Raw genomic sequence first — 16669 nt, forward strand, 5'->3', positions numbered from 1 at the left:
ATGTACAAAGGTTCGGCATCGCTGTACTTTCCCTGTGAATTGTAGAGGAATGCCAAATTGTTCAGGCTACTTGCCACATCGGGGTGTTCATCCCCCAGCAGGCGTTTTCTCATCGCCAAAGCTTCGATGTACAAAGGTTCGGCATCGCTGTACTTTCCCTGTGAATTGTAGAGGAATGCCAAATTGTTCAGGCTACTTGCCACATCGGGGTGTTCATCCCCAAAACGTTTTCTAGCAGATGATAAACTTTGTTCGTACCAAGGTAAAGCTTGCTTGTAGGCTCCTTGACCTTCGTAAAATCTACCCAAGCCCAAAAAAGGCCAGATTAAATCATCATCGCTTAACCAAGCTTCGTAAACTGTAGCGGCTTCCGCAAGGTGAGGGATGGCAAGAGTTGCTTGAGCAATTTCTATCAATGTGGGTGTCTGAGGAATATCTTTTACTACTGCTACCATTGCTTGACAATAGCCGCGCTTGAGTTCGTCAGCTTCCGCTAACTCTTCTAACTTCTGCCGTAATAATTCCTGAATGCGTTCGTGAACTTGGTAGGTGTCCTCTGCCAATTCTTGCAGCAAATAACGCTCAACTAAAATAGTGCAGTTAGCTTTGAGGTCGAATTCCCAATCGCTATAACTTGCTGCTGATTCTACTAAAGACCAAGGGATAGGAGCCAAGGCAAACAAGCTCAACAGACAAGCCAATTTTTGCGCCTCTGGTTCCAAGCTTTGCCAATTCAACTCAAAAGCTGCTGCTACACCAGACTCGCCTGCTGAGGCTTGCTTTTGTAGCCGTGCGAGAATGTCTGCTAACATAATTTTCTCCCTGGCTCTCGGCACTCTGCTGCTATTAGCCTAAGTGCAAGAGGTACATAATTCGCAAATTTGCAAAGTCTTTTAGCAAACTCTAATTCCTTTTCAACCATATCTTTTCCCAGCAGGGTTGTTAATAATTCTAAGGCTCCATCTGCTGACAATTTACCTAACGGCAGTGATGGATATGCTAACCCTGTATTTAGACGAGTGGTAATTAACACCTTAAACGGAGAACCTTTAGGTGGTAGATAGGGTTTAATTTGCATCCAGTCTTTAACATCATCAAATACTAATAAAACTTTGCCAGCTTGCCACTTCTTCCAGCAATAAGCAACTTGACTTGCTAGGCTTAATCCATCCGGTGGATTAAAGTCAGGTAAATTCACAACTCCAAACTCTACTACCTGGGTTCCCAAATCAATACCTTGGGGATTTAACCAACAACACCCGCCAGAATAATCTTCCAAATATTGCCAAGAGTATTGAATAGCTAACTCTGTTTTACCCACGCCACCTTGCCCAGTCACATCGCTAATTGCCACAACATCATTTGCTTGCAATAGCTGATGTAATTGTTCTATTTCCTCATCCCTGCCAACAAACTTACGAGCTTGACTTTGTTGGATATTATGCGGGATATCAAACGGGTTGAAATGAGATTTTTCAATATCTCCATCCCAACTGCGGGAATAAAAATAAGTCGGCAGTTGTTTTTTATCTAAACCGTTAAATCGCTGCTTCACTGCCTCGGTAACTTCCCTCATATCCGGCGGAAAACTCCCATTAGCTGATGCTAAAGCCTCCCGCACAGCTTGAGAAAAGTATCCTGTTTTATTTTCAGAATTTACATTAGCTTGCTCTCCTTCCCGCGTAGCCAGTAACACAAATTGTTGAGTATCTGTCCTTGGCTCACCACTCAAAAAAACTTTGCCACCTAAGTTAGTTGGTCTTCCATCCAACTCTAAAACATAATTGGCACAGGTATCAATAATACAAATATGATTGCGAATCTGAAATTTATCGGAACCCAACAAATCTAATAAAGACTTTAAATCTAAATTCTGCCAATTCTGTTTATTTGCATCAGCACAAATCAACCGACGCTCTCGTTCTGAGGTAATCAAACCATGTCCCGCCCAAAAAATGTAGAGTAAATCCCCCGACTTTGGGGATAAGAAGTTAGTCACAATGTCGGAGATATTTTGCTCTGTTGCTAACTCTACAGTTAACCCACATTCCCCAATTAACTGATGATTTTCTTCCAGTGCTGATAAACATAACCGAATATTCTCCTTCGGTACACCGCGCCGATGCAGCCAATCAGCAAATTTCAGCGCGTCATCAGCTGGCCCGCCACCCGTCACATTCCATTCAGATTCGTGGTACTTTTCAATACCCACAATTAACCCAAAAGTCCGCTCAGGTTTAGCCGTCAACTGCATGATGATTTAGTTTCTCACCTCGTATGGAAAATGACCTAACCCCCTAATCCCCTAACCTCCTTCCCTAGCAGGGAATCTACCGTGTACACACTTGAATTACCCCCCTTAATCCCCCCTTGGAAAGGGTGGAAAAAAGAAATCTAGTTCTTTACATAAGTCAAATTACCCCCCTTAATCCCCCCTTATAAATGGGGAAAACAATAAATCTAGTTCCCTCCCCTTTACAAGGGGAGGGTTAGGGTGGGGTAAACCATTATGGCAACCTCGGAATAATCGCCTCCCAGGTTTGATCTTCTTCCCAATAAGCACCGTGAGAACGGGGAAAGGGTTGTCTGCTATCCACTCGCACATCCTGCACTCTATCAGGAAAAATTTTATTACCCACGTAACTGAGAAAATCCCGCAAATCGTAGATATTCAACCATTCGGGGAAATGCTCTGGCAATAACTGCCCATATTCTAAGCTGTAGAGGGCGTTAATCTCATATAAAAATGGTGCTTGGGAACCAACTGTTACCAATAATTCCACCTGAGACAACTACTGCTGCACTAGCAAATCTACACAAGCGATACCTCCCAAGCTATGGGCGATTAAAACCACAGGCGGTTCTGCTTGTTCAATTTGTTCCTGGATAAACGCCCTGATTTTTTCACCCCGCGTCTGATACAACAAAATATCACCAGGCATAGGCGAAATTTTATCAGTTAACTCAAGGCGGTTTCCTCTGACATAATTCGTTCCGCCGTACTGCGCTAGTTCAACAAATGGCTTTAATAACCAGCCACCCAATCCTAACTCCGCCTCTGTCAAAGCCAGAGTCAGCAATTCCACAACTTTATCCCGCAATTGGGCATCGGTGAGTATCGGGGGAAATTTTTCTTGCTGTTCGCTAATAAACATTGCTTGAGCGACAAATGCTCTAGCTATTGGTGCATAATATTCACTCAAATCAGATTCGGAAACTGTGAGCAATGCCCGTTTATACGGTTCACTGCGGATAACCGCCTCTGGTGCTTGTTCAAATACCTCTGCAATTCCCGCCTCTTGCAACTTAGCTTCCAGTTGAGATGTCGGTGTGAGACTCGCTACACGAGATTGTAAAATATCCCTTGGTTTTTTCCCAAAAGCATTTCCTGACTTAATAGGTTTCAAAGACAACAGCCGCAATTCATAAAGAGGGTCGCGGTATAATTGCCCCCATAGTACAATATCTGCGTCTTCTTCTGGCTGAGATAAAGCCAGTGTCGCATCCTCCAAAGGTACTGATGCCCGATTATCATTGAACTTTGCACCTAATGCACCCCAAAGGCAGGGAGCAACTTTGATGTCAGGACGTTGAGCGTGAATCTTTTGCTCAATTATCTCAAAGGTATCGTTGTATTCTCGTTCTCTAATGCCAGTGCCATGTACAAATATTACAGTAGTCATTGTTGTAAGGTGGCTAGCGATGCCTACGCAAAGCTTCTTTTCTGTATTATTCATGACCACGTTATCTGATACAAGAGGACTTACCGTGAAAAGTCAGGTATTACAGCGGTTTTCAATTGCGTAAACTACAGCCAACAGTTCATCATAATAGGGTGGGCATTGCAATGCCCACCCTACTTAACTGTGGTCTATTCAGATAAAATCTGCTGTATGGCTATTGAAAATGCTCTCAGTTAACCTTAAACCTTAGACGTGAGAAATCTTGATATCTCCGCATGTGCCAACACAGCACCAGGTTCGCGCTGGAGAGCGTTGTAATACTTTCTCTCGAAGGTATTGCCCGTTTCTAACGGTACAATCAGCGTGCGGACATTAGCAATCAACTTTTCAAAATCATCCATCGCTATCGGTTCATCTGCTTCGAGCATTTCATCAACTTGCACAACCACCTCAGAAATGCGATGTAGCCAAGCAAATTGTTCATGAGCGATAACTAGCTGAAGTAGTTCTCCGCTTGATACTCGTCCACTAACCTGTTCGTAGGCAATGCGTTCTGTCTCCAGCAACATCTTGTGAAGGTGGAGTAATTTGTTTCGTAAATCACGTAAATATTGATGTTGACGTATTCTTTGTGAAAGTGTGTTAGAAGTCAATGTTACCCATCCTCTCATTACAATAGTCTTCAAATGGCTTAAATAATTTCTGCGTCAATATTTTTATCACGAATAGACTGTAGCGAACAACTGGTTTGTTGAGTGATACACTAGCGATGAGTAGCATATCCAATGGTGGCATAGAGGCTCACCAGGAGGCTTGCCGCTCTGATCAGAACTTCTCACTTCTCTTCTCTTGACTGATGCTCCACGTAGCAAGATCCCATAGGGTTACGGAAGCGGCACTCAAAATACATCGCTACTTGATCACTCTCTCGTGCAAACACCACCATTAGCCATCTGCCTAACCTCAGTTCATGTATTCGGTTTCTTTGTTAAGACGCATGACAATCAACATATCTTTTTATAGTCGTTATATCTTATATTTGATTAATCATATATTAGCATAAACTTATAAGAAGTACATAGTCATAGAATCTATCGAGAAAATGTCAATTATGGGAAAACCGTCTTAATGTCGCTAGCATATGTAATTCTAGGTCTTCTTCAGCAGCAAGAAATGACGGGCTACGACCTGAAAACGAGCTGCTTTGATCAATACATTGCCCATTTGTGGCCAGCAGACCAGGCACAAATTTACAGAACTCTCGATAAGCTAGTTGAGCAAGGCTGGATTACCTGTAAGATTGAGATTCAGCACGATCGCCCTAACCGCAAAGTTTACAGTGTGACGGAGCCAGGGAAAGCAGAATTTGCCCGATGGCTTGGGACTCATCAGCTCTTACCGACTATCCGAGAACCAATGCTCCTCCAGTTGCATTTTGCAGATCAGTTGTCAAATGAAACCATTATTCACCTACTGGAGCAACAACTGGCAGCTCGAAGCAAAAAGCTTGCTGAATCTGAAACCATCGATTTACCATCACTCAGTGATCAGTCTGCCAACCGTGAGCAAGTCATGCAAAGGCTCGTGCTGGAGTTGGTGATCCGAAGAGAACAGACTTATATTGATTGGTTGAAGATAGCGATCAGTGTGATTAATCACCAAAAACCATATGTATCACATTACCAGATTCTATAAATCAAGACAATGGTAACAATAGCAGTTAATCCTTATCTTAATCGCAATTTTGCTCCAATCCGTGAAGAAATCACCACCAATAAATTGCCAGTCATCGGTGAATTACCCCTTGACTTATCGGGGATGTTTGTGCAAAATATTATTTTTCCCTATACCTCCCAGCGTAGTCAATTACACAGATTGTTCTGTATGATTTGTGAGTTCCATAAGCAACGCCAGATACTTTAAAAGCACCATTAAAAATATTTTTTCTATGACCGCGATCGCTCACACCATCATCAATAATTAACTGCATGACGATATCTTGAGCAGTCTTTGAACCATAACTAATATTTTCGCCTGCGGTTGTTTGCCATCTACCATAGCGGTTGATGCGAGTAAAGGGGTTGCTACCATCGCTACCATCATGACCTACGGCACCTTTTGGGCCTTGGTCTTTAACGTGGTCTTTTGCTCCTAAAGACATACCTTTAGATGCAGTCAACGCTCCCACAGGCCGTGCTGATTTCAGAAATGCGATCGCTTCATCGACTGCTTTGACTCCTTCTTGAGTCTGTAAATAAAAATTATTAGAAATTTTGACTCGGTTACCTTGGAAGCGCTTTTTATAGTTTTCCAGAATCGGGAGGTATGCTTTGGGATTTGTTCGTACCTTATTTGTTTCAACAATTACCTGTTGTTCCAGTGGTGAAAGATAACTCGCCTTTGCTAATAAAGTCGGACTGGCTGATTGAACTACTGCTGGGTTAGAGTTTGTCACAGATGGGTTAGATTGAAACATTTGATTTGAGCAGCCGAATATCAAGGTAAATGGCAAAAATACCCAAAATTTCAGGCGACGCATTCATTACCTCACAATTTTTCTATGGATTAATTTAGTGAATTAGCAGAAAATTTTAATTTTCAACTTCTTCCATCTGCTTTCAAATTTACACCTTGAGAAACCAACGTTGTCGATACATCAGAACACCAACAACCCACCACAAGAACACGGTGACTATGGCAAACAACAGGGAACCATTCAGGACTCCCGCCCAAGATGCGAAAAAATTCTGGTAAATCCAATTATAGGTATTAGGAGCATCTTTGCCTGTGCCGATAGTGGTTTTCACTAAAATTTTAATCAACAAAACGGATGGAACGAAAAGAGCGATCGCATTTAAGCCCATAATTTCAAAAGGTTTACTCCAGCGACGATTTAGCCGGACTTCGATGAGTTCATAACAAGCTGCTAGCAAAAGTAACGCCCAACCGCTGGTGAAGATTACATAGGAACTTGTCCACAGCTTTTTGTTGATAGGGAATGTCCACCCCCACGCCCAACCGATAATTAAACAACCAACTCCAAATAATCCTAACCCTATACTTATGCGTGATTGTACAGGTTGGCTGCGTATCCATTGTCCAGTGAAGTAGCCAGCGAGGACGCTTACTATCGCAGGAATAGTACTGAACAGCCCCTCTGGATCTCCCATAAAATTAAAACCATCACCCTTATATAAATGTGCTTTGGGAATAATCAGGCGGTCAATATAAGCGCCGAAATTACCTTCCCGTGTCAGCACTCCCGCACCATAATCGGGCACTGGTAGATACATCATTGTTAGCCAGTAGCCGATGAGTAGCACTGCTGCTAGTATCCATTGACCTTTACGCGGCAGGTTGAGAACTGCCAAAGAAGCCAGCAGATAGGTAAGGCTAATGCGCTGCAACACTCCCAGAATACGGATACTACCCAAGTCAAAAGTCCAAACACCCTGATTCCAAAAGCCATTTAATAGTAATCCCAAGGCAAAGAGAATCGCAGCGCGGCGCAATATCCGCCTGTAAATAGTTGAGGTTGGTTTGTTATCTTCGGTGTACTTTGACAGCGAGAAAGTCATTGCCACACCGACAATGAAGAGAAAGAAGGGGAATACCAAGTCAGTTGGTGTGCAACCGTGCCAATCGGCGTGGGCTAAGGGAGGATATACATCATCTGCGACTCCCGCCATATTAACGAGAATCATCCCAGCGATCGTAATGCCGCGAAAAACATCCAGTGAAGTCAGGCGCATAAGCGGAATTTTATGTTAGATGAGTATCTAAGCTACTCCGCTTGATGCACGTAATCAAGCAAAATTTATAGACTTGGATACAAGTTAAAATTTTATTAAGTAATTACCACCACTCGTTATGCCAATCAAAGTTGGAGATACCGCTCCTAATTTCACTCTACCTGCCCAAAACGGCTCAACAATTAGCCTCCAAGATTTTCGCGGCAAAAAAGCTGTTGTCCTATATTTTTACCCCAAGGACGACACACCCGGATGTACATCTGAATCCTGCGCCTTTCGTGATCAGTATGAAGTATTTAAAGCCACTGGCGCTGAAGTTGTCGGCGTGAGTGCTGATTCTAGCGAATCTCATCAGCGATTTGCTGCAAAGTACAATCTACCTTTTACCCTGTTAACTGACAAAGGCGACCAAGTGCGGAAGCTATATGGCGCAACAGCCGCTTTTGGCTTATTCCCTGGTCGCGTTACTTATGTCATTGACGAACAAGGAATTGTGCAATACGTGTTTGACTCAATGTTTAACTTTAAAGGACATGTTGAGGAAGCACTGAAAACTTTGCAACAGCTTGCGGCCAAGTAAAAAGTTTTTAAACGCAAAGGTTAATGCAAAGAATACTCTGCGAACCTTTGCGTTAACCTTTGCGTCCCTTTGCGTTTTAATTAGACTTTATTCGAGTGCGACTTTTCCGGCGTGACAATATTAGTGTAGGTTGACTTGCCATTCTTGCCATTAGTATGACCGTTACTATTGCGGGGATGGATCACACCATAACCGCCGTGGTTACGTTCGTAAATTACATTAATCTCTCCAGTTTCAGAATTGTGGAACATATAAAAGTCGTGTCCTACGAGTTGCAGTTGTTCTAAGGCTTCTGCAAGGGTCATCGGCGGCATGGAAAAATATTTTGTACGGACAACTTCGTTTGGTAGTTCAGGGGTGCGATCGCCAATTAAATCTGTGACTAACGACTCTGCAACAACTACTTCTGTTGGTTGGGCTTGAGTTTTCTGGTCTTGACGCCGTTCTTTATATTTCCGCAGTTGACGAGCAATTTTATCTGCAACTAAGTCAATGCTGGCATATAGGCTTTCGCTGCTTTCCTCCGCACGGATAACGTTACCATTTGCATAAATAGTTACTTCAGCCGCTTGTCTAGGACTAATGCGGGGATTACGGGCTACGCTAAGATGCACATCCACTTCATTTGTAATGCTCTGAAAGTGACTAACTGCTTTTTCAATTTTTTGATGTACATATTCACGAATTGCATCGGTGATTTCAATATTTTTGCCGTGGATGACAAGCTTCATGTAAACTCTCCCGGTGAATATTTGGATGTATGAATTTGCTTTGTATGAAAAGAAGTTGCGGTAAAGTCTATTACTGCCGCCAAAACAAATTGTGAACTCTTTGTATGTAGTGCTGGTAAGCTGTCTCTAAGCTTCCTGCATCTGAGTTGTTGTCAAGTATACCTTGATTTCCCTCCTCATCTCTGCGCTGATATCCAAATTGGATTTCCACATAGAACTCTTTTGTGAGGAAATTTGAGTCGTAGCTCCCGTGACTACCTTCTCTTTTCAAGGAACGCTCACAGAACTGTTGATAGTTGCTCCTTCTATGTTCGATTGAGGTTTGCTCACTGTTGAACAAGAACACGAGTTTTTGTGGAAGTTTGATTCTGTTTTAAATGCAAACAATATAATTAGAGTCATCAGCCAGTACATTCGTTCTTATTGTCTTGGCGTGATGCTTATTTAGGACTTACGCAAAAATCGCCCAAAAGCTTAATTTGTCGAACCGCCAAGACGCCAAGAACGCCAAGAGTTCGTAGAGTGTGCGTAAGTCCTATCATTGTAGAGAATTCCTCCTAAAAACCTATTGAGGTTAATATTCAAGCTAGCACTTTGTATTTTCTAATGCAGCTTCCCTTGACTTTCCTTTAAAATCCTTTGCAAAGCTTGACAATTGTTGACTCAAATCTTCTAACTTGAAATATATTTTGTTCCCAATATCAGTTGATTTTTGGCATGATCCATAGTATAAAACCACACCAAAACCGTTGTTTGCTGTATAACCAAGGATTAATGCCTTACTTGGATGCTCATGGATGGCAGCGATCGCTCCTGACTGAGCGTATCCATGACCCCAGTCTAGATGACGTGTTAATTTTGCTAGAACATCCACCTGTCTATACTCTGGGACAAGCAGCCAACTCAGATTTTCTCAAATTTGATATTGACAAAGGTGAATATGATGTGCATCGAGTTGAACGAGGCGGTGAGGTTACTTACCATTGTCCCGGTCAACTGGTAGGGTATCCTATTTTAAATCTGCAACGTTATCGTAAAGACCTTCATTGGTACTTACGGCAACTCGAAGAAGTCATAATTCGCCTATTAGCAGTTTATGGATTGCAGGGAGAAAGAATTCCGGCTTTTACTGGTGTTTGGTTACAAGGGCGAAAAGTTGCGGCTATTGGGATTAAAGTTAGCCGTTGGATTACCATGCACGGCTTTGCATTAAATGTTTGTCCAGACATGACAGGCTTTGAGCGCATTGTACCTTGCGGTATTTCTGATAAATCTGTAGGCAGTTTAGCTGAATGGATTCCAGGAATCACTTGCCAAGAAGTGCGTTTTTATCTAGCCCAGTCCTTTGCCGAAGTCTTTGACGTGGAATTAGTCGAGTCGCAGCCTGAAGGATTTTTCCGGTTTGAGTAAATTCAGCTTGTAATTATGTAATAAATACTATAGCAGTCCTATTTAAATTGTGAGACACTCATGAGAGTAGTCCATATTTAATAGTATCAAAATAACTATTTAACTTCGGTTATCAAAGCTATAATCTGATTATTTACAAATTTTTATACTAACTTTTTACGGCTCTCAAGCACAATTTTGCGCGTGAATTACTCAAATAATCTCCAGGTATATGCCCCATCGTTAACGTTTCTGAGAGAAGGTGATTGGATAGCTTTGATAGAACTCTTTGATAGAGACGACGGTGATGAAATTGAAGCCGATATCAACAGTAGTTTATTTTGGCTGATACCTGAACCTTGTTGGGAAGATGATCCCTTTGATTTCTTGCGCGAGTACCTTTAAATAGTTATGAGTGAAAAGTTATGAAAAAACCTTTAATTGACAACTCCTAACTCCTAACTATCTAACATTGAGGCGACTGAGGAAAATACGTAGGCGATCGCTCTGCGGATTGGTCAATACTTTATAGGCTGAACCTTGTTCTGTGACAATACCTTTGTCTAAAAATATCACCTGATCGGCTACTTCCTTTGCAAATTGCATTTCATGGGTGACAACCACCATTGTCATCCCTTCTGATGCCAATTGCTGCATAACTTGCAAAACTTCGCCGACGAGTTCGGGATCTAGGGCGCTGGTGGGTTCGTCAAATAGCATGATTTGGGGATTCATGCATAAGCTCCGAGCGATCGCAACTCGTTGCTTTTGTCCACCAGAAAGTTGTTCGGGATAAGCAGAGGCTTTGTCATGTAAGCCAACTTTTTCTAAATACAATCTCGCTAGTTGGGCGCTTTCCTTCGGTGTTTTTCCCAATACTTTCCGAGGGGCGAGTGTCATATTTTCTAAGACACTGAGATGGGGAAACAGGTTGAACTGTTGGAAAACCATACCTACTTGTGTTCGTAGTTGCCGCAGTTGGTTATAGTTGACAGTGGGTCGTGATAAGTTGATCCCGTTGATTATTAAACGCCCCTTGTTAATGGTTTCTAGGCGGTTGAAGCAGCGTAGTAGGGTACTTTTACCACAGCCGGAGGAACCGATAACTGCAACAACTTCTCCCCGATTGATTTCCCCTGTGATTCCTTTGAGGACTTTTAGGGAACCAAAGTTTTTTTCGATATTGTCAAAAATAATGGCGGGGATGGTATTGTTCATTACTTATGTCAAGCTGTTCTACAGTTGATTGTAAGGTTTTTTATGTATACGTGCAGTAGTCTTAAAAAACGCCTCAGAATGAATTCTGAGGTTAATAGCTCAAGTCTTCTTTAGAAGACTAAGTAAGGGTTTTAGTCTATTGAAGTAGACTTTAGCTAAAAGCCTGTGAAATTTATTTATTGGCGGGAACTTGAACGAACCGCAGAGGCGCAGAGAGCGCAGAGGGGGAGAGAAAATAATATGGCTAAATTTAGTTTTATCTGTTGGCTGCGCTGGTGTGTGGTTGTAGGTTTTAGCTGTTTGTTACTGGCTGGCTGTGGTGTGAATCCTAGTGCTGGGAAAACTCTACGGGTTGCTACTGAACCGGCGTTTCCACCTTTTGAATTTAAAGGACAAGGTGGTGAGTTACAGGGTTTTTCCATTGATTTGATGAATGCGATTGCTTCCTCTGCTAACTTTAAAGTGGAATTTCAAAGTCTGCCTTTTGATGGCATTATCCCAGCTTTGGGAGCCAAAACGGTAGATGCGGCGATTAGTTCGATCACGATTACAGAGGAGAGGGCAAAGACGATTTCTTTTTCCCGCCCTTATTTTAAAGCTGGGTTAGCGATCGCAATCCGCGCAGATAATCAAAATATTACTGGCTTTGACAGTCTCAAAAATAAAAAAATTGCGGTACAAGTTGGTACAACTGGGGCTGCAAAGGCTAAGAGTATTCCTGGAGTGCAAATTCGCAGTTTTGATTCAGCACCTTTAGCCCTGCAAGAATTGCTTAATGCTAATGTGGATGCGGTAATTAATGATGCACCTGTGACTTTGTATGCTATTAATACGGGTAATCTCAAGGGAATTAAAATAGTACAGCAATTGTTGACGGAGGAATTTTACGGGATTGCTACAGCTAAAAATTCCGCGAATTTGGCATTAATAAACAACGGTTTCGATCGGGTGCTGAAAAATGGCACTTATTCCCAAATTTATCGAAAATGGTTTAAAGCCGAGCCGCCATCATTACCAGTTAAATCACCATTTGAGAATCAGACTAGCGCTCGCGCACCTAAAATATTAACCTCAATTGGCGTGATTTTGCAGGCTTTTCCGACTTTATTACAGGGAGCTTTGGTAACGTTGCAATTGACAATGCTTTCTGTAGTGTTTGGTTTAATTGGGGGTTCCTTAATTGGTATTGTCCGCCTTTCTCATGTTGCACCTTTGCGTTGGGTGGCGAGGGCGTATGTGGATTTTTTCCGGGGAACGCCTTTGTTAGTGCAAATTTTTATGATTTACTTCGGTTTACCAGCAATTTTACAAGAACTTGGTTTGACATTTACTTTTGATCGTTTGGTAGCTGGAGTAATTGCCTTAAGTTTGAATAGTGCTGCATACATTGCCGAAGTTGTCCGTGCTGGGATTCAATCAATTGAAACAGGACAAGCAGAAGCTGCACAATCGTTAGGTTTGAGTTCTATGCAAACCATGAGTTATGTAATTTTTCCCCAAGCTTTCCGGCGGATGATCCCACCTTTAGGTAATGAGTTTATCAGTTTGTTGAAAGATACAAGCTTAGTTGCAGTGATTGGTTTTGAAGAATTGTTTCGCAAAGGACAGCTAATTGTCGCCGATAATTATCGCGCTTTTGAAATTTACGCGGCTGTAGCTTTGGTGTATCTATGCTTGACGTTACTTTCTTCACAGGCATTTAGTCGCTTAGAAGTGTGGATGAATCCGGTTAAGCGGCGGAGGAAGTACGATACCTAATAATTTTTAAGTGATTTTTCAGACTTACTTTAATTTAGAATTGCCAATGTCAATTAACTTTTAAGGTAAGCACTAAGTACAGTTTTGCGTAAAAGCGTAACGTTTTTAATGCAGCCGACGCATTAACGATGTAAGCTGACACATTAACGATGCAGCCGACACATTAACAATGTAAGCCGATGCATTGACAATGTAAGCTAACGCATTAACGATGTAAGCCGACGCATTAACAATGTAAGCCGACGCATTAACAATGTAAGCCGACGCATTAACAATGTAAGCCGACGCATTAACAATGTAAGCCGATGCATTGACAATGTAAGCTGACGCATTGGCATTGCAGGGTATTGCCCAATCATTTTACCTAGAGCGATCGCACAAAAACTTAAATTCCACCAAACAAGAAGCAAAAACAAGTTTAAACCTCATCTATGTTAAGAACCGTAGTTTTTGCCCTCGCCCTAAATCCGTCTCCCAAGTAAGGGGAGAGGGACTTCTTTCCGGCTCCTCTTCTCCCAAATTTGGGAGAAGGGGCTGGGGGATGCGGGTTTTTTGTTTTCATACGGAAAGAACTACAATTTTCAAAGTGGACGCGGTTTAATATTGACTAGTACTTACGCAAAATATCTCTCAAACTCTCATTTCTCCCTTCGGGTTCGCAGTCGCCTACGGAGGGAAACCCTCCTACAGCGCTGTCTCACCGTGTCGCGCCAGTTGCTTCTCCTAAGGGAGACGCTGCGCGAACAAGTCGGGGAACCGCAAGGGCGCACTGGCTTCTCTGCGCCTCTGCGGTTCGTTATTCCATAACTCGTGCGTAAGTCCTATTGACGTTAAAAACTTTTCCCCCGCTAGTTAATCGCTATCCTTTGATTATCTTCCTAGCGACAAAAACTCTCTTGTTTATTATCCTTTACAGTATTGCGATCCCAGAACTTGTGATAAATGCGGGATAAATGGTGCTTTCCGAGTCGTAGACAATTTCCAATCTCCCACAGCAGAAATTGATATATATAAATGTCTTCTCAGCCAAAAGTTAAATAATTATAACTATTGTTAGTATTTATACAAATATGTATCTATATCAAGAAAAAATATCTTAATTGTTTAGCATTATTTTCTAGGTACTATAATATTGGCATAAATATCTGTCTTATAAATAAAAACACTTAAATTCAGTCATTTAGTAAATAATTATATTGACGGAATATTAACACACTGAGGCTAATAAAGATAAATTAGATAAAATAGAAATTAAAAATTAGTAATCATAACATTATAAGTATTGACAAATGAATTGTTGATAAAGGTCATAACAACTTAAACACATAGTCAACTTCAACCAGAATACATTGATGCGGATAATTGGAACTATCAACTATAGGACTTACGCACACTCTACGATTCTTGGCGTTCTTGGCGTCTTGGCGGTTCGATAAATTAAGCTTTTTGGCAATTTTTGCGTAAGTCCTAAACTACAAAAGGTACTACCCATGAGTTCCCGCGCACTGCTATTAGTAAATCGTCATGCCCGCCAAGGCCAAAAGGGTCTGTTGGAAGCAATTCAATATCTGAAGACACTCGGCTTTGATTTAATTGAGGAGTTTACAGAAGACCCCAAACATCTTGCTGAAGTTATATTTCGCTATCAGTATCAAGTTGACTTGGTAATCATTGGTGGAGGAGATGGGACTCTCAATGCCGCAGTAGATGCTTTAGTTGATACTCAGTTGCCCTTGGGAATCTTGCCTCTAGGAACTGCCAACGACCTAGCGAAGACTTTGGGAATCCCGAATTCCCTCAGCAAAGCTTGCAAAATTATTGCCTATGGAAATTTACGCCGCATCGACTTGGGTTGGGTGAACGGCAAGCACTTTTTTAACGTTGCCAGTATGGGATTGAGTGTAAAAATTACCCAGCGACTTACCAAACAAGTCAAACGCCGTTGGGGAATATTTGCTTATGCTGCCACTGCATTGCAAGTAATTTGGGAAGCTAGACCTTTTACTGCGGAGATCGTGATCAATGGTGAATCAGTTCGTGTGAAAACAGTGCAAATTGCTGTGGGTAACGGCCGCTATTATGGGGGTGGTATGGCAGTGGCTCACGATGCCACAATAGATGACCAAAGGCTAGACCTTTATAGCTTGGAGATAAAACATTGGTTGCATATTATACCAATATTTCCGGCGATGCGAGAAGGGCGACATATACATTGGCAAAGTGTACGCTCTCTTCAAGGTGAAGAAATAGAGGTGCATACTCACAAACCGCACCCTATCAATACAGATGGTGAAATCACTACCTACACACCTGCTCATTTTCGCGTTATACCTAAAGCTATAGCTGTTTTAGTGCCTCCAGAAGTCATGAGTTAGGAGTTAGGAGTTATTCTGCCCTATCTACCTCTGCTAAAAATGTGGGAACTCGCATCAACTCACGCCAAATGCATCTGAGATTTTCTCAAGATATAAAGTCCCTGTTAGAACGCCTAGCTGAACAACCGCTGACTCTAGGTGATGTTCTGGCAGAAACCTCAGAACGAGGGTTCAGCCTGGTAATTACATTATTAATTTTGCCCTTTTTATTTCCTATGCCACCGGGATTAACTGGCCCTTTTGGTGGTGCTTGTTTACTGTTGTCAGTGCAAATGGTTTTAGGGAGGCGATCGCCTTGGCTACCGAAAAGAATCGCCAACTACAAATTTCCTCGTCCCTTTGCCCAGTTACTTTTGCAAAATTTGGGACGTCTTACCAAAATCTTGCAGAAAATCGCCCGTCCCCGATTGGCAAAAATAGCCCATAATCCTTTGATTTGGCGAATTAATGGGTTTTGTATCTCTTTGTTAACAGTATTACTAATATTACCAATTCCGTTTACAAATCCCATCCCCACTGTGGGTATTTTACTTTTGACTGTTGCCACCATCGAATCTGACGGTTTATTAATTTGCATCAGCTACGGCATTACTGTCCTAATTACCTTGCTGTTTGGATTTCTTGGTTATGCAGTATGGTTAGCTCCCAGTTTACTGCCATCTATATTTAAATAATAAAAGCCTTCAACTAAAAGCTGAGGGCTGTAATTTATTAGGGTGCATCTACCATTTATTAATCCGCTTTATTAATTGCTATATCCGGGAATATTTAAATTATGTACAAAGTTATTTTCTTCATATATTAAAAAACATCAGCAATAAAAAAGCCTTCAACTAAAAGCTGAGGGCTGTAATTTTTAAGGTGCATCTACCATTTATTAATCCGCTTTATTGATTGATATATCCGGGAATATTTAAATTATGTACAAAGTTATTTTCTTCACAGATTAAAAAATATCAGCAATAAAAAAGCCTTCAACTAAAAGCTGAGGGCTGTAATTTTTAAGGTGCATCTACCATTTATTAATCCGCTTTATTGATTGCTATATCCGGGAAAATTAGACTTATAATAATAAAATAAATTTTATTGCCATATTAAAAAATATCAGCAATAAAAAAAGCCCTCAGCTAAAAGCTAGGGGCTATAATTTAATTAAGGTGCATCTACTATTTATATATCCGCC

16 protein-coding genes are annotated in these 16669 nt (G+C 41.6%); 7 read left to right on the forward strand and 9 right to left on the reverse strand.

Going from position 1 to position 16669, the window contains the following annotated elements; all coding sequences use genetic code 11:
• The 5 genes from V7K35_RS25290 to V7K35_RS25310 form a co-directional block, all read right to left on the reverse strand.
• Positions 1 to 812: tetratricopeptide repeat protein (locus V7K35_RS25290; RefSeq protein ID WP_335082728.1), on the reverse strand; the 812-nt coding region annotated here is incomplete at its 3' end.
• Positions 806 to 2254: an ATP-binding protein gene (locus tag V7K35_RS25295; RefSeq protein WP_335082730.1), complete on the reverse strand. Its 1449-nt coding sequence runs from the start codon at positions 2252 to 2254 to the stop codon at positions 806 to 808. The genes V7K35_RS25290 and V7K35_RS25295, both read right to left, overlap by 7 nt.
• A gap of 253 nt (positions 2255 to 2507) precedes the next feature.
• Complete coding sequence (locus V7K35_RS25300; protein WP_335082732.1) at positions 2508 to 2792, reverse strand: hypothetical protein; 285 nt, start codon at positions 2790 to 2792, stop codon at positions 2508 to 2510.
• Positions 2793 to 3737, reverse strand: coding sequence for a hypothetical protein (locus V7K35_RS25305; RefSeq protein ID WP_335082734.1), 945 nt, complete (start codon positions 3735 to 3737; stop codon positions 2793 to 2795).
• Positions 3738 to 3922: 185 nt separating this feature from the next.
• Entirely contained in the window at positions 3923 to 4354 is a 432-nt protein-coding gene (locus V7K35_RS25310) for a hypothetical protein (protein WP_442939762.1), read from the reverse strand.
• Positions 4355 to 4811: 457 nt separating this feature from the next.
• Between V7K35_RS25310 and V7K35_RS25315 the strand changes: the two genes are divergently transcribed.
• A complete protein-coding gene (locus V7K35_RS25315) occupies positions 4812 to 5378 on the forward strand; it encodes a PadR family transcriptional regulator (RefSeq protein WP_335082738.1) in 567 nt (188 codons plus the stop codon).
• A gap of 139 nt (positions 5379 to 5517) precedes the next feature.
• Here V7K35_RS25315 and V7K35_RS25320 read toward each other — a convergent pair whose 3' ends face one another.
• Together V7K35_RS25320 and V7K35_RS25325 are read right to left on the reverse strand one after the other, a co-directional pair.
• A complete protein-coding gene (locus tag V7K35_RS25320; RefSeq protein ID WP_335082740.1) occupies positions 5518 to 6222 on the reverse strand; it encodes a CAP domain-containing protein in 705 nt (234 codons plus the stop codon).
• An 85-nt stretch (positions 6223 to 6307) separates the two neighbouring features.
• A complete protein-coding gene (locus tag V7K35_RS25325) occupies positions 6308 to 7435 on the reverse strand; it encodes an acyltransferase family protein (RefSeq protein WP_335082742.1) in 1128 nt (375 codons plus the stop codon).
• Positions 7436 to 7553: 118 nt separating this feature from the next.
• Here V7K35_RS25325 and V7K35_RS25330 point away from each other — a divergent pair, with 118 nt between their 5' ends.
• A complete protein-coding gene (locus V7K35_RS25330; RefSeq protein WP_335082744.1) occupies positions 7554 to 8015 on the forward strand; it encodes a peroxiredoxin in 462 nt (153 codons plus the stop codon).
• Between the two features lie 80 nt (positions 8016 to 8095).
• Here the strand turns inward: V7K35_RS25330 and hpf are convergent, their stop codons facing one another.
• Positions 8096 to 8746 carry a ribosome hibernation-promoting factor, HPF/YfiA family gene (gene hpf / locus V7K35_RS25335; protein WP_334794184.1) on the reverse strand — a complete coding sequence of 217 codons (651 nt, stop codon included), beginning with the start codon at positions 8744 to 8746 and terminating at the stop codon, positions 8096 to 8098.
• A gap of 717 nt (positions 8747 to 9463) precedes the next feature.
• Between hpf and lipB the strand changes: the two genes are divergently transcribed.
• Both lipB and V7K35_RS25345 read left to right on the forward strand, forming a co-directional pair.
• On the forward strand, positions 9464 to 10156 hold the full coding sequence (lipB, locus tag V7K35_RS25340) for a lipoyl(octanoyl) transferase LipB (RefSeq protein ID WP_335082746.1): 693 nt from the start codon (positions 9464 to 9466) through the stop codon (positions 10154 to 10156).
• A 183-nt stretch (positions 10157 to 10339) separates the two neighbouring features.
• Entirely contained in the window at positions 10340 to 10540 is a 201-nt protein-coding gene (locus V7K35_RS25345) for a hypothetical protein (RefSeq protein WP_273763239.1), read from the forward strand.
• A 57-nt stretch (positions 10541 to 10597) separates the two neighbouring features.
• Here V7K35_RS25345 and V7K35_RS25350 read toward each other — a convergent pair whose 3' ends face one another.
• Positions 10598 to 11353, reverse strand: coding sequence for an amino acid ABC transporter ATP-binding protein (locus tag V7K35_RS25350; RefSeq protein WP_335082748.1), 756 nt, complete (start codon positions 11351 to 11353; stop codon positions 10598 to 10600).
• 240 nt (positions 11354 to 11593) lie between these two features.
• Between V7K35_RS25350 and V7K35_RS25355 the strand changes: the two genes are divergently transcribed.
• The 3 genes from V7K35_RS25355 (at position 11594) to V7K35_RS25365 (ending at position 16160) form a co-directional block, all read left to right on the forward strand.
• The gene (locus V7K35_RS25355) at positions 11594 to 13111 is read left to right on the forward strand and encodes an ABC transporter permease subunit (protein WP_335082750.1); all 1518 of its coding nucleotides are present in this window, start codon (positions 11594 to 11596) and stop codon (positions 13109 to 13111) included.
• 1490 nt (positions 13112 to 14601) lie between these two features.
• Positions 14602 to 15486, forward strand: a complete 885-nt coding sequence (locus V7K35_RS25360; RefSeq protein ID WP_335082752.1) for a lipid kinase — start codon at positions 14602 to 14604, stop codon at positions 15484 to 15486.
• 68 nt (positions 15487 to 15554) lie between these two features.
• The gene (locus V7K35_RS25365; protein WP_335082754.1) at positions 15555 to 16160 is read left to right on the forward strand and encodes an exopolysaccharide biosynthesis protein; all 606 of its coding nucleotides are present in this window, start codon (positions 15555 to 15557) and stop codon (positions 16158 to 16160) included.
• Positions 16161 to 16669: the final 509 nt, after the last annotated feature.

It is taken from the genome of Nostoc sp., assembly GCF_036917275.1.
Taxonomy (GTDB): domain Bacteria; phylum Cyanobacteriota; class Cyanobacteriia; order Cyanobacteriales; family Nostocaceae; genus Nostoc.